Source organism: Amorphoplanes friuliensis DSM 7358 (genome assembly GCF_000494755.1).
Classification (GTDB): domain Bacteria; phylum Actinomycetota; class Actinomycetes; order Mycobacteriales; family Micromonosporaceae; genus Actinoplanes; species Actinoplanes friuliensis.
Map to the genome: position 1 here is coordinate 2,320,553 of NC_022657.1, position 12,483 is coordinate 2,333,035.

The window sequence follows — 12,483 nt, forward strand, 5'->3', positions numbered from 1 at the left end:
GTCCTCAACTCCTCGGATCAACGTGGATCTTCGGGGCGGCTCCCCAGGAGCGATCGCCCGCCAGGACGGCGGCGACGTCGTCCAGACCCACGGTCGCGGCGATCAGCGGCCGGGGGTCGACCTCGCCCGACGCGAACAGCTCGACCGTTCCGGCGAAGCCGCCCGACGCGCTGAGCACGCCGACCGCGGTGACGTCCTTCAACGCCAGGTTCCGCGAGTCGATCAGGCTCGGTGACGACGAGAGCCCGACGAAGACGACACGGCGGCCGGGTTCGACCAGGTCCACCGCCAAGGCGGGCAGCGCGGCGCCGTTGGAGGCATCGATGACGCCGTCCCAGGTCAGGTCGGGCAGGGTTTCGGTGGTCCAGCCGCGCGGGAAGCCGATCGACGCGGCGAACTCCAGCGAGGTCGCGCTGCGCCCGAGCAGGTGCACCTCGGCACCCTGGGCGGCGGCGACCTGGGCGGTGAGCAGGCCGATCGCGCCGGGGCCGAGGATCAGGAGGCGTCCGCCCGGCGGGAGCGCAACTCCGCGGACGGCCCGCAGCGCGTTGCCGGCGGGCTCGACCATCGCTCCCGCAGCCGGATCCACGCTGTCGGGCAAAACCTGAAGAGCCTTGACGGGTACGGGCAACTGCTCCGCGAGGGCACCCGGCCAGCCGTTGCGGACACCGATCTCGTACCGGTCGGCGCAGACGTGCTGGCGTCCGCTGGTGCAGCGGGCGCAGTGGCCGCAGCCGAGCATCGTGTCGCCGGTGACGCGGCGCCCGAGCCACGCCTCGTCGACGCCCGGCCCGACGGACGCGACCGTGCCGGACCACTCGTGCCCGATCCGCATCGGGTACTGCGCCTGACCGGTGTGCAGGTAGGACATCGCGCCGCTGTAGATCTCCATGTCGGTGCCGCACACCCCGGCCCGGGCGACGTCGACGACCACCTCGCCGGCGCGGGCCTCGGGTGGCTTCACGTCCTGGACCTCGGCTTTCCCGGGTCCGGTGATCACGAAGGCGCGCATCAGCGGGCGGCCACCACGGTCTGGCGCTGGCTGCCCAGCCCGTCGATGCCGAGCTCCATGACGTCTCCGGGCTGCAGCCAGATCGGCGGCTTGAAGCCCATGCCGACACCGGGCGGCGTACCCGTGTTGATCAGGTCGCCGGGCTCGAGCACCAGGAACTGGCTCAGGTAGCGCACGATCTCGTACGGGTCGAAGACCATGGTCGAGGTGCTGCCGGTCTGGCGGCGTACGCCGTTGACGTCGAGCCACATCCCCAGCGCGTTCACGTCCGGGATCTCGTCCGGTGTGACGAGCCACGGCCCGGCGGGGTTGAAAGTCTCGGCCGACTTGCCCTTGGACCACTGTCCGCCGCGTTCGGTCTGGAACGCCCGCTCGCTGATGTCGTTGGTCACGACCCAGCCCGCGATCGCCTCCCGGGCGGCGTTGTGGTCGTCGAGATAGCTGGCCCGCCGCCCGATCACGATGCCCAGCTCGACCTCCCAGTCGAGCTTGGTCGAACCGCGCGGCTGCCGGACGTCGTCGTGCGGTCCGACCAGGGTGTTCGGCGACTTGGTGAACAGGATCGGCTCGTCCGGAACGGCCTGGCCGGTCTCCGCGGCGTGGTCCCGGTAGTTGAGCCCGATGCAGAGGATCTGGTGCGGCCGGGGGATCGGCGCGCCGATCCGCTCACCCGCAAAACTCGCGACCTGCCCGGCGGTGATCCGCGCGTCGACCGTCGAGCGGAAGTCGTCCGGCGCCGTGAAGAACTGATCGCCGAGGTCTGCGACGTCGACATAGGTGCTCTCGTCGACCCGGACGACGGGCCGCTCGGCACCCGCGTCCCCGATCCGCATCAGCTTCATGACTCTCCAGAGATAGGTCCGGCCCACGGGGTCACCGGCAGACCGGTCACGCCGACCTGGGCGAGAAACAGACAACCCGACATCGGGTACGCGGCCAGACGCTCCGCCCCCAGCTCCGCCGTGGCGGTGGTGACGAGCATCCGGTCCAGGCCGGGCCCCACGAAGGCGACGCTGGTGGTGTGGGGTGCAGGCACCTCGACCACCCCGGCGGGCTGCGCGTCGGGGGTGAACCGGCGCACCTCGCCCGCGCCCCAGATCGCGATCCACACGTGGCCCTCGGCGTCGACGCACATCCCGTCGGGCAGGCCGTCACTGATCCGCAGCCACTCGCGGCGCGGTCCGACGGCACCGGTCGTGACGTCGTACGAGCGGACCCAGACGATGCCCGGGCGGCTGTCGATGCTGTAGAACAGCGTCCCGTCGGGGCTCCACGCCAGCCCGTTCGACAGATTCAGGTCGTCGTCGAGAACCGTGACTTCGCCGCTGTGCTCCAGGCGTACCAGAGTCTCTCGAGGGGTGTCGGCGAGCGCGAGGGTGCCGATCAGGAAGCGCCCGGCGGGGTCGCAGGCGCCGTCGTTGAGCCGGCGGCGCGCCGCGGCCGGGATGATCCGGATGCCCGCGGGATCGGTCGCCGTACGGCCCGCGACCGGCTCACCGGCCGGCCCGCCCGGCGTGGTCGTGAAAACCGTCTGCGCGCCCGCGACGAGCAGCTCACCGTCGGCGGAACAGACCACGGCACCGACCGTCCGGTCCAGCGGCAGGGTGTGGGTGACGATGACGCGGTCGCCGTCGAGGGTGCCCTGGTGGACCGCGCCCGCGTCGATGTCGACCCAGAGCAGGCGCTCTCGCGGCGCGTCCCAGACCGGGCCCTCACCCAGGCTGAACGTCTCGGCCGAGGCGGCCGTCGCCGTCCACCTCATCGCGCCTCCACCGTCGCCCGGATCGCCGGGATCTGCGCGAGGAGCGTTTCCAGCGAGGTGCGCAAGGCGGGTGCGGAGACGCTGACCGCGCCGCTCGGCCGGGTCGGTGAGGTCATGAAAACGGGCACGGCCACACACACGATGCCGGGCTCGTTCTCCTGGTCGTCGACGGCGTACCCGGCGACGCGGATCCGGGCCAGGTCGGCGGCGAGGGCCTCGGCCGTGGTCAGCGTGTGCGGTGTGCGCCGGGTCAGGGGGCGGTCGCCGATCCAGTCCGCGACGGCGGGTTCGTCACTGAGCGCGTACGAGAGGAGCAGCTTGCCGACCGCCGTGCTGTGGACCGGGTTGCGCCCGCCGACCGTGGAGGTCAGGCGCAGCGCGCCGGCCGGAGGGTCGACCTTGGCCCGGTAGACCACCGTGTCGCCGTCGAGAACCGCGTAGTGGGCCGTCTCGCCGTACCGCCGGGCCAGCTCGGTGAGCACCGGTGCGATCCGCAGGTGGTCGGGGCGGGCCTCGTGGTGGGCGAACGCCAGCCGCAAGAACTCGTCGCCGAGCACGTACCGGCCGTGCCCGTTGCGGGCGGCGAAGCCGAACCGGCACAACGACGCCAGGGCGCGGTGCACAGTGGGCTTGGGGCTGGCCACGGCCTGGGTCATCTCCTCGAGCGAGACGCCATCGCCGTGCTGCGCCAGCTCGGTCAGGACAGCGAGCACCCGATCCGTACCGACCAAGGGGGGTGCGATATCCGGGGGCACCGGCGTACGGTACCTGATATTCCAGATAGGCACCCAGCGTTCCGATAATTGGAAGGTCTATGCCTGAGCTGCGCAGCGCCGAGTGGTACGCCGGACAGGACCGTAACGCCTACATCCATCGCGCCTGGATGCGCCGGGGATCGCCGAACTCGGCGTTCGAGGGCCGTCGTCCGCAGATCGCGATCGCCAACACCGCCTCCGACCTGACCCCGTGCAACAGCCACCTCGACGAGGTCGCCGAGCACGTCAAACGTGGCATCTGGGAGGCCGGCGGCGTCCCGCTCAACCTCCCTTGCGTGTCGATCGGCGAGACCCAGGTCCGCCCGACCGCGATGCTCTGGCGCAACATGGCCGCGATGGCCACCGAGGAGATGCTGCGCGCCAACCCGATCGACGGCGTCGTCCTGCTCGGCGGCTGCGACAAGACCATCCCCTCCCTGCTCATGGCCGCTGCCTCCGTCGACCTCCCGGCCGTCGTGGTCCCGGGCGGACCCATGCTGACCGGTACGTTCCGAGGCGTACCGCTGGGCTGTGGCACCGACGTCTGGCGTCTGTCCGAGGAGGTCCGCGCCGGCACGCTCAGCGAGGCGGCGTTCCTCGACTCCGAGTCCTCGATGATCCGCAGCCGCGGGCACTGCAACACCATGGGCACGGCCTCCACGATGGGTCTGCTCGCCGAGGCCCTCGGCGCTGTCCTGCCCGGCACCGCGGGCACCCCGGCGCCGGACAGCCGCCTGCTGGCCCGCTCGCACGAGACCGGCCGCCTGATCGTGGAGATGGTCGCCGCGGAACGCCGGCCCAGCCAGGTGCTGACCACCGGCTCGTTCCACAACGCGATCGTGGCGCTGGCCGCGCTCGGCGGCTCCACCAACGCGGTCGTGCACCTGCTGGCGATCGCCGGCCGGCTCGGCGTCCCGCTGAGCCTGGCCGACTTCGACCGGATCGCCGCCGAGGTGCCGCTGCTGGTGAACCTCCAGCCCGCCGGGAAGTACCTGATGGAGGACCTCTACCGGGCCGGTGGCCTGGCCGCGGTGTTGCGTGAGGTGGCCGACCTGCTCGACCAGGACGCGATCGACGTGACCGGCCGGCCGTTCGTCGAGTCGCTCACCGAGGCCCAGATCTGGGACCAGGACGTCATCCGCACCCGCGACAAGCCCTTGCAGCCGAACGCCGGCATCGCCGTCCTGCACGGCAACCTCGCGCCCAAGGGAGCGATCATCAAGCCCGCGGCGGCCAGCCCGCACCTGCTGCAACACCGCGGCCGGGCGCTCGTCTTCGACTCGGTCGAAGACTTCAACGCCCGCATCGACGCGCCCGGCCTCGACGTCGACGCCGACACGGTCCTCGTCCTGCGTGGCTGCGGACCCCGCGGTTACCCCGGCATGCCCGAGGTGGCGAACATGCCACTTCCCACCAAGCTGCTGCACGAGGGCGTCCGCGACATGGTCCGGATCTGCGACGGCCGGATGAGCGGTACGGCGTACGGCACGGTCGTGCTGCACGTCGCGCCGGAGGCGGCCGCCGGTGGGCCCCTCGACCGGGTGCGGGACGGGGACTGGATCACCCTCGACGTGGCCGGACGCAGCATCACGGTGGACGTACCGGATGAGGAGTTCGCGGCCCGCGAGCCGTCGGCGGCGCTGCAGGCCGCGCTGGCCCGTCCGGACCGCGGCTGGCAGAAGCTCTACGTGGACACTGTGCTCGGTGCCGACACAGGCGCTGACCTGGACTTCCTGGTCGGAGGGAGCGGAGACACGGTCAGCCGCGAATCCCACTGAGCCGCCGTTTCTGTCGGTGCCCGGTGGTAGACAGACGGGCATGACTCAGCTGCCGCCGTTCCCCGAGCTGCTCGACCTGATCGCCGAGCGGTCGGCCACCTTCCGCTCGGCGTTTGCCACCACCGGCGATCTTGGCTTGCGAGTGCCGGGCTGTCCGGACTGGACGCTGCGTGACCTGGTCGTGCACCTCGGCCAGGTCCAGCGGTCCTGGGCTGTCCGCGTGGCCGCCGGTCCGGCCGACAAGCCGGCGACCGTGACCCACGAGGAGCCCACCGGCGACCTGGGGGAGTGGTCGGCCGACTCGACGCGGGTGCTGCTCGACGCCCTGCGCGCCGCGGGACCGGACCGTGACTGCTGGACGTGGTGGGGCGAGTCCGAGGCCCCGATGACCTCCGGCGCGGTGGCGCGGCACCAGGTCCAGGAGGCGGCGGTGCACGCATGGGACGCCCAGGAGACCATCGGCAAACCCGAGCCGATCCCGGCCGGCGTTGCCGTCGACACCGTCGACGAGTTCCTGGTCGTCACGCTCGGCTCGCTCGGCGCGTGGCCGCACCGGCCGGCACGCTTTGCACTGTCAGCGGTCGAAGGCCCGGCCTGGACACTCGACCTGACACCCGCCGGGGTGAAGTCCGGCCCGGCCGCCAGCGGCGAACCCCTGGCCACACTGCGCGGCTCGGCCAGCGACCTCGTGCTCGCCCTCTACCACCGCATCCCGCTGGACAGCCTCGACGTCGACGGCGACCGCAAAGCCGTCGAGGAGCTGCTGGCCTGGGCCGGCACCGCCTGATCACTCCACCGGCAGATGATCCACCGAGTTGTAGTGATCCAGCACCAGCCGCCCCGACGACCCGTCGAAGCGGCTGATCGACGCGTTCAGCACCCGTCCCGCCTCGGCGACCACGGCGGCCAGCCTGGTCCAGTCCAGCCCCTCGATCACATAGCGCATCATCAGCACCACCGAATCGTGGGCGACGACCACCACCCGCTCACCGGCGTGCGTGGCATTGAGATCGTCCAGAAAACTCGTCAGACGCGCGGCGATGTCAGCGAAGTCCTCACCACCGGGCGGCCGGTAGGTGTACTCCGTGGCCTGCTCCCACCGCGCCCGCTCATCAGGGAACCGCTGGTCGACGGCCGCCCGCGTCAACATCTCCAGGTCACCCAGCAGCCGGTCCACCAGCCGGTCATCAGTCGACGGCTCCGGAAAGCTCAGCCCGGACGTCTCGGCGGCGATCCGCCACGTCTCCCGCGCCCGCAGATAAGGCGAGGTGATGACGGTCTCGGGCACCTGATCCGCGGGCAGCCCAGCCAGCCAGCGCCCGACCGCCCGGGCCTGCTCGACACCGGTCTCCGTCAGCTCCACGTCGGTGTCACGGCCACTGAGCCCCGACTCCAGCAGCCCTTTCTCATCAGCGAGCGGAAAAGCGACGTTCGCCGCACTCTGCCCGTGCCGGATCAGGATCAGTTCCGCGACGACACCCATGATCCGAGGCTAGCCACGAAAACCGGTGGCCCTCAACGAACTGAGGCGACCATCATGACCCGGTGACCAAGCCGAGCCTGCCCGCGTACCTGTCTGCCGCCGAGCCCGACCGGCCCCCGCGACAGCAGCGTACGGCCGCAGCCCCGGCGGTCTTTCCACTGCTGTCGTGACCGGCCCATTCGTCGCCGGGGTGATCGCGGGGTACGGCGTGGCCGTACCCGTCGGCGCCATCGCCGTCCTCATCGCCGGCCTGACCGCCCGGACCTCACTCCGGGTGGGCGCCGCCGCCGGCCTTGGCGCGGCCACCGCTGACGGTATTTACGCCCTGCTGGCCGTGCTGGGGGGTGCGGCGCTGGCCGGGGCTGTCGCCCCGATCGCCACGCCGCTGCGCTGGGCTGCGGCCGGTGTTTTGCTGCTGCTGGCCGCGCACACGGCGTGGTCCGCGCTGCGCAAGCCCGCGGTGGCGGCCTCTACCGACACGACGACGGCCGGTGCGGCGTACCTCGGCGTTCTCGTCCTTACTCTTCTCAACCCCATGACGATCGTCTACTTCGCCGCTCTGGTCCTGGGCCGCGGCGGCGCGGGGGGTGGGGTTTGGTTCGTGCTGGGCGCCTTCCTGGCCTCGGCCAGCTGGCAACTCCTGATCGCCGGGGGCGGCTCCCTGATCGGCCAGATCCTGACCGGTCCCCGCGGCCGCCGCACCACCGCCCTGATCTCCAGCGCAGTCATCACCATCCTGGCCATCAGCCTCATCACCCACTGACCCCATCCCGCCGGCCCGTCCCGCGCTCCAGCGCGGCGTCGCGCCTGCATCGGGCTCGAATGCGTCGGCGGACGGCGCCGAATTTGTTGAGCTCTGCGGCCGGCTTCCAGCCCAGGGACCCGGTCGCGAGTCGGCACTTCGCCGCGGTATCGCGCTGAGTCGTCGCGCCCGGCCAGGGGTGTCCAGCGGGTCACGCCAAACTGCGCCGGCCCAGCTTCCGCCTGACTGCGCGGTCCGCAAGAACGCAGACAACCCTCTGTCCCACTGGCGAGGCGAACCTGGACGTCGTTGTGACGCCCTAGAGGTGTTTGGTGGCCTCGCGGATCGAGAGCGGGGAGAGCGCGTCACGGTTGCGGTTCACATAGCGCCGGACAGCGTCGGGGTCCGTGCGGGCGTACTGCCGCAGCGCCCAGCCGATCGCCTTACGCACGAAAAAGTCGGAGTGCCCGGCCTGCCGCGTGCAATAGGTGAACAGCCGCTCGGTGTCCGTCTCCACGCCGTAGTGCAGCTGGTGCAGGATCGCCGTGCGGACCAGCCACTTGTCGCGGTCGGCCGACCAGGCGTCCATATCCGCACTGAGCTGCGGATGCCGCCGAACCAGTCCGCCGACCACCCGCGTCGCCAGCGGGTCGATGGTGTCCCACCACGGCTTCGTGGTGATCAGAGTGCGAAGGGTCGCCAGAAAACCAGGGCCCGGCACAGCAACATGCGTGCGCAGCCAGTCACAGGCAAAATACTGAAACTCGCGCTCCTCCCGCTCCCAGCACGCCAGCGCAACCTTGTGCAGGTCACCCTCGGCCGGTGCTCCCAGACCGGCCACCACGGTACGAGCGAGAGCCCGCTGCGCCGGCGTGGCCAGCCCCAGAAAGGCGAACTGGTCACGCATGTAAGCAGCCGCACCGGCAGCACGCTCCGGGTCGCGCGCCGCCTCGAACACCCGGACCAGCCGTTCCACCAGCTCATCGGCAAGTGGTCGCGTCATCCCACGATCATCGCACCGCGTCACGATGGTCTGCGGGCCGCGAATCAGGCGGAGTGCAAGTCGAACTCACCCTGGGTCACGCCAACGATGAAGGCGGCGAATGTGTCCCGTCCGAAGGTCAGCATCGGCCCTTGAGGATCCTTCGAGTCTCGGACCATGATCGTATTGCGGCCCGGCGCCAGCTCGACACATGCACCGCTTGAGCTGCGAGAACTCTTCCGCCAGACGAGCGCATCCACGATCGGATCATCCACCTAAAATGAGAAAAATGCCCATTTGGGCAGAGTTGAGAGAGACCCTCGGACTGTAGGCGCTGGAATACAAGATCGCAAGCAAATCACCAAGTGCACTTTGCAGATCGCACTTGTAGGCTGAGATCACAGCAGTCGTGCGCCAAGGGAGAGTCGCCATGACGGAGCCGGTTGGCCCTGCGCTGGCCCGAGCTCTGCTCTCGAAGGAGCTGAGAGCTCTTCGTGGCGATGCGCCCGCAGCAGACGTCGCCGGCGCGATGCACTGGTCTCTCGCAAAGCTCAATCGCATCGAAAACAACAAGGTGACGATCCAGGCCCTCGAGGTCGAGGCACTGGCGAAGCACTATGGAGTCACCGATGCAGAAGCGCTCGAACGGCTCGTTGGCCTGGCGCTGATCTCGCGCCAGCGCATGTGGTGGCGTGATCGTCATTTCCCCGACGAGTTGACGAACTTCATCGCCTTCGAGAACGACGCCTCTCATCTCTACGCGTACCAGGCCACTTTTGTCCCGCCACTACTGCAGACCAGGGCATACGCCGAGGCGCTCACCTCATCTGTTCTCCAGAAACCCGTCGACGACCCGACAGTGGCCGGTCTGGTCGACGCCAGGATGAAGCGGCGAGAGACCTTGATGGCCAGGCTGGCGAGTGGTCATCCGCCGTCGGTGAGCCAAGCGATCGACGAATCGGTCCTGTTGCGGCCGATCGGTGGCGCGGCGGTCATGGACGCTCAGCTTGACCACCTGGTCGAGATGGCCGGGCGCGAAACCGTTGAACTCACGGTCCTCCCGTTGCGCCTCGGCGTGCATCCCGGGCTCAGCGGAGCATTCGAGCTCCTGACCTTCACCGAAGATCGCGACTTGGACGTTGTCTTCATCGAAACTCCGGGGACCGACTTCCTGCTCACCGACACAGAAAACACCGCACCCTTCCGCCGGGTGATGGATGAGTTGCTCACCATGGGCGAGAGCCTTGACGAGACGGTGCGGAAGGTGCGCAAGACCCGGCGTCCTTAGTGGCCTTGGGTCTTTCAGGTCGCCCGATTTCGCAGATCGCGGATTCAGCAAGGACAATTCCCGCCTATGCCGGGCTCGGCGGACTTGTCAAGCCATTCGACGCTGACGTCGGGTCCATTATCGTTGTACCGGCCACCTGTTGTTTGCTCGTGCTCTCCACCGAGAGGAGTTCCCTCCTACCCGCCACCAGGACGACGCCGACGTCGGACCTCCCACCTAGAGAGGCTCGTCATGCCAGAATTCATCGGACCGGCGATCGCCCGCGACCGGGTTCGTACGCGCCTCCGTGAGCTCCGCGAAGCCCGCTCCCTGCAGGTTGGCGAGGTGGAGAGAGCCGTGCATTGGCCGGCCTCTGCCTTGGTCGATGTGGAATCCGGTACGCGGCTCATTGAGCCTCTCGAGCTTGAGACGGTTCTTTCCCACTACGGCTGCGACGACAGCGAGACGATCGAACTGGTTCGGCTGGTACGGATCGCCCGCACGCCGCTTTCTCAGGGGCGACATCAGCTCACCGGCGAGTACCTGCAATTTGCGGGCTACGAGTCCGAGGCGTCGAGAATCACGCATTACCAGCCGCTGATCGTGCCCGGTCTTCTCCAGACGACGGCTTACGCGCTCGCAGCGACCGCGACCATCCTGGGAGCGGGACCGACAGACTCCGATGTCGTCGCGGTGGTGCAGGTACGGCGTGAGCGACAGCGTGTTGTCGAGAGTCGTCTGGCCACGGACGACCTGCCGGCGATCGTGGCGATTGTGGACGAGGTGGTGCTGCGCCGGCGGATCGGCGGCGACGACGTCATGCGAGAGCAGTTGGAGCATCTGTCCACACAGGCAGCGCGGGCGCATGTCGAGTTGATCATTATGCCGACGGCGGTTGGTGGGCATGTCGGTCTGGGCGGAGTCTTCGAGCTGCTCGAGTTCCCCGATTCGCGCGACGACGACCTGGTCTTCATCGAGTCAGCCACCGGCGACACCCTGAGCCGTGATCCCGAAGTGACGACCCGATATCGCGGAAAGGCCGACAGGTTACGCGCTACGGGCCTCTCCGAGGACAACGCAAGAAGTCTGATACAGCAGGTCCTCGACGGGCGCTAGTAGCCTGGGTTGTACGGCGCCCGATTTTCGACGACGTCCCGATGCAGTGATACGGGGGCGACATCCATGTCCGATCAGATCCGTCAGGCCGTCGCCCGCGAACGATTGCGTGCGAGGCTTGTTGGCCTGCGGAAAGAGAGCGGTCTGAGCCCGGGCTCGGTGATCAGGCGCACGCACTGGTCCGTTTCCAAATTGCACCGCATCGAGACCGGAGCCGTCACGGTCCAGCCTGTCGATCTTGAGGCTCTCCTTCGGATGTACGGCGTTCGTGATCGAGGTCAGGTCGCGGAGTTGATCGACCTCGCACTCATCTCCCGTCGGCGGCAGTGGTGGAGCAGCTACCGACTCGACCCGGAATACCGCGAGTTTGTCGCGTACGAGAGCGAAGCTTCCCGGATCACCGTCTATCAGGCCCTGCTGATCCCTGGCCTGCTGCAAACGGAGCTCTACGCCAAGGCCGCCACCGCGTCGATCGGCAAGAAGTCCGACGACACCGACGTGCAGAACGCAATCGACGTCCGGATGCGCCGTCAGGCTGAGCTCTTCGGGAGAATCGCCGGGAGCCGGCCGCCAGAGCTTGTAGCCCTACTGGACGGCGCAGTCCTCGAACGTCCGATCGGTGGAGCCGACGTGATGCGTGCTCAACTCGACCATCTGGTGGAAGTGGCGCGGCAGCCGCATGTCCGGCTCGTTGTCGTGCCACTCCGGCACGGCGCCCGTCCAGGGCCGGGTGGACTCTTCGAACTGCTCCAGTTCAGGGGAACCGCCGATCCCGATGTCGTCTTCGTTCAGTCGCCCGTCAAGGATTTCGTGGTGAAGGACCCGGACGCCACCGCGGCGTACCACGACATTGTGGATGCCATTGTCGGCTCGGGCCTCACCCGCGACGCCGCGGTGGAGGAGATCCGCCGAATCCGCGACGGACTCTGACTCAGGGCCGGAAACCGCGGTTGTCTTCGATGGCCCGGATCAGGGCACGACGCACCTGACCGAACTTCTGCTTGTCCCGGGTGCGGAAGAGCACGATCCGTTTGCCGCGCCAGGTGGCTTCGATCGTCATGAAACGTGGGTTCTTCCGGAAGTCCGTGATCGCCCCCATCGCCACAGTGCAGGCAGAGAACACTCCGGCAAGGAGCATCCAGCCGGACTGCAACACCGCGGCTGAGGTTCCCGCGATAGCGGCCTCGATCAAGCCCATCACTGCGGTGACTTTGACGAGCGGGTACCGGTACGTCAGGCAGACGAGCACGTCATGCAGGTCTGCCAGGGGGATGCGAGCGCCGTCGATCTCCACGTACCAACTGGTGATGATGATCGTGTCGTCGAGGTAGATGATCCGCCATCGCGGGCGCCGGCCTCCGCCGCCACCTCCGAGCTCAGGTCCTTGATACATCGCCACCCCTCTCCTTAACGCTCATTAAACTGCTACCAGCGTCTTGCAGGAAGGATCCAGCCGACATCAAAGCGCCATCTGCGAAACCCAATCTGCAAAGTGCAGATATGGGTGGCCTTGCAGAGCAGACCTGAGGCAGGGGCAGTAGAGGGCCCGGGCATGGCCGGGTTCACTTCATTGACCGCGCGACTGC

The 12,483-nt window shown here is 68.7% G+C and carries 14 protein-coding genes; 6 read left to right on the top strand and 8 right to left on the bottom strand.

Annotated features, from left to right (window positions below):
- Positions 1-4 precede the first annotated feature (4 nt).
- The 4 genes from AFR_RS10805 to AFR_RS10820 are packed head-to-tail and all read right to left on the bottom strand — an operon-like array spanning position 5 to position 3,529.
- The gene (locus AFR_RS10805) at positions 5-1,012 is read right to left on the bottom strand and encodes a zinc-dependent alcohol dehydrogenase (protein ID WP_023360299.1); all 1,008 of its coding nucleotides are present in this window, start codon (positions 1,010-1,012) and stop codon (positions 5-7) included.
- Complete coding sequence (locus AFR_RS10810) at positions 1,012-1,854, bottom strand: fumarylacetoacetate hydrolase family protein (RefSeq protein ID WP_023360301.1); 843 nt, start codon at positions 1,852-1,854, stop codon at positions 1,012-1,014. Before AFR_RS10810 ends, AFR_RS10805 begins: the two co-directional genes overlap by 1 nt.
- Positions 1,851-2,774 carry an SMP-30/gluconolactonase/LRE family protein gene (locus AFR_RS10815; protein WP_023360303.1) on the bottom strand — a complete coding sequence of 308 codons (924 nt, stop codon included), beginning with the start codon at positions 2,772-2,774 and terminating at the stop codon, positions 1,851-1,853. Before AFR_RS10815 ends, AFR_RS10810 begins: the two co-directional genes overlap by 4 nt.
- Positions 2,771-3,529, bottom strand: a complete 759-nt coding sequence (locus tag AFR_RS10820) for an IclR family transcriptional regulator (protein ID WP_041840775.1) — start codon at positions 3,527-3,529, stop codon at positions 2,771-2,773. The genes AFR_RS10815 and AFR_RS10820 overlap by 4 nt, the downstream gene beginning before the upstream one ends.
- A gap of 59 nt (positions 3,530-3,588) precedes the next feature.
- Here AFR_RS10820 and AFR_RS10825 point away from each other — a divergent pair, with 59 nt between their 5' ends.
- Positions 3,589-5,307, top strand: coding sequence for an IlvD/Edd family dehydratase (locus AFR_RS10825; RefSeq protein WP_023360307.1), 1,719 nt, complete (start codon positions 3,589-3,591; stop codon positions 5,305-5,307).
- 40 nt (positions 5,308-5,347) lie between these two features.
- Positions 5,348-6,094 (top strand): maleylpyruvate isomerase family mycothiol-dependent enzyme, encoded by a 747-nt coding sequence (locus AFR_RS10830; RefSeq protein WP_023360309.1) that lies wholly within the window; start codon positions 5,348-5,350, stop codon positions 6,092-6,094.
- Here AFR_RS10830 and AFR_RS10835 read toward each other — a convergent pair whose 3' ends face one another.
- A complete protein-coding gene (locus tag AFR_RS10835) occupies positions 6,095-6,790 on the bottom strand; it encodes a histidine phosphatase family protein (RefSeq protein ID WP_023360311.1) in 696 nt (231 codons plus the stop codon).
- Between the two features lie 166 nt (positions 6,791-6,956).
- Between AFR_RS10835 and AFR_RS10840 the strand changes: the two genes are divergently transcribed.
- Positions 6,957-7,553 (top strand): LysE family transporter, encoded by a 597-nt coding sequence (locus tag AFR_RS10840; RefSeq protein ID WP_023360313.1) that lies wholly within the window; start codon positions 6,957-6,959, stop codon positions 7,551-7,553.
- Positions 7,554-7,851: 298 nt separating this feature from the next.
- On the opposite strand, the gene AFR_RS10845 is transcribed toward AFR_RS10840, so the two are convergent.
- Positions 7,852-8,535, bottom strand: a complete 684-nt coding sequence (locus AFR_RS10845) for a DNA alkylation repair protein (RefSeq protein WP_041840776.1) — start codon at positions 8,533-8,535, stop codon at positions 7,852-7,854.
- A gap of 44 nt (positions 8,536-8,579) precedes the next feature.
- Positions 8,580-8,774, bottom strand: coding sequence for a DUF397 domain-containing protein (locus AFR_RS44995; protein ID WP_438829927.1), 195 nt, complete (start codon positions 8,772-8,774; stop codon positions 8,580-8,582).
- Positions 8,775-8,944: 170 nt separating this feature from the next.
- Here AFR_RS44995 and AFR_RS10850 point away from each other — a divergent pair, with 170 nt between their 5' ends.
- The 3 genes from AFR_RS10850 to AFR_RS10860 all read left to right on the top strand — a co-directional run bounded on the left by AFR_RS10850 (position 8,945) and on the right by AFR_RS10860 (position 11,827).
- The gene (locus AFR_RS10850; protein ID WP_023360317.1) at positions 8,945-9,802 is read left to right on the top strand and encodes a helix-turn-helix domain-containing protein; all 858 of its coding nucleotides are present in this window, start codon (positions 8,945-8,947) and stop codon (positions 9,800-9,802) included.
- 231 nt (positions 9,803-10,033) lie between these two features.
- Complete coding sequence (locus AFR_RS10855; protein WP_023360318.1) at positions 10,034-10,897, top strand: helix-turn-helix domain-containing protein; 864 nt, start codon at positions 10,034-10,036, stop codon at positions 10,895-10,897.
- 66 nt (positions 10,898-10,963) lie between these two features.
- Positions 10,964-11,827 carry a helix-turn-helix domain-containing protein gene (locus tag AFR_RS10860; RefSeq protein WP_084297964.1) on the top strand — a complete coding sequence of 288 codons (864 nt, stop codon included), beginning with the start codon at positions 10,964-10,966 and terminating at the stop codon, positions 11,825-11,827.
- Between the two features lies 1 nt (position 11,828).
- Here AFR_RS10860 and AFR_RS10865 read toward each other — a convergent pair whose 3' ends face one another.
- Entirely contained in the window at positions 11,829-12,191 is a 363-nt protein-coding gene (locus AFR_RS10865; protein WP_148307922.1) for a DUF6232 family protein, read from the bottom strand.
- Positions 12,192-12,483 lie beyond the last annotated feature (292 nt).

Excerpts from the sequence above, each read along its gene's own strand:
- AFR_RS10835 (WP_023360311.1), bottom strand. The coding sequence starts at position 6,790 with ATGGGTGTCGTCGCGGAACTGATCCTGATCCGGCACGGGCAGAGTGCG.
- AFR_RS10830 (WP_023360309.1), top strand. The coding sequence starts at position 5,348 with ATGACTCAGCTGCCGCCGTTCCCCGAGCTGCTCGACCTGATCGCCGAG.
- AFR_RS10845 (WP_041840776.1), bottom strand. The coding sequence starts at position 8,535 with ATGACGCGACCACTTGCCGATGAGCTGGTGGAACGGCTGGTCCGGGTG.
- AFR_RS10805 (WP_023360299.1), bottom strand. The coding sequence starts at position 1,012 with ATGCGCGCCTTCGTGATCACCGGACCCGGGAAAGCCGAGGTCCAGGAC.
- AFR_RS10860 (WP_084297964.1), top strand. The coding sequence starts at position 10,964 with ATGTCCGATCAGATCCGTCAGGCCGTCGCCCGCGAACGATTGCGTGCG.
- AFR_RS10815 (WP_023360303.1), bottom strand. The coding sequence starts at position 2,774 with ATGAGGTGGACGGCGACGGCCGCCTCGGCCGAGACGTTCAGCCTGGGT.
- AFR_RS10850 (WP_023360317.1), top strand. The coding sequence starts at position 8,945 with ATGACGGAGCCGGTTGGCCCTGCGCTGGCCCGAGCTCTGCTCTCGAAG.
- AFR_RS10825 (WP_023360307.1), top strand. The coding sequence starts at position 3,589 with ATGCCTGAGCTGCGCAGCGCCGAGTGGTACGCCGGACAGGACCGTAAC.
- AFR_RS10855 (WP_023360318.1), top strand. The coding sequence starts at position 10,034 with ATGCCAGAATTCATCGGACCGGCGATCGCCCGCGACCGGGTTCGTACG.
- AFR_RS10810 (WP_023360301.1), bottom strand. The coding sequence starts at position 1,854 with ATGAAGCTGATGCGGATCGGGGACGCGGGTGCCGAGCGGCCCGTCGTC.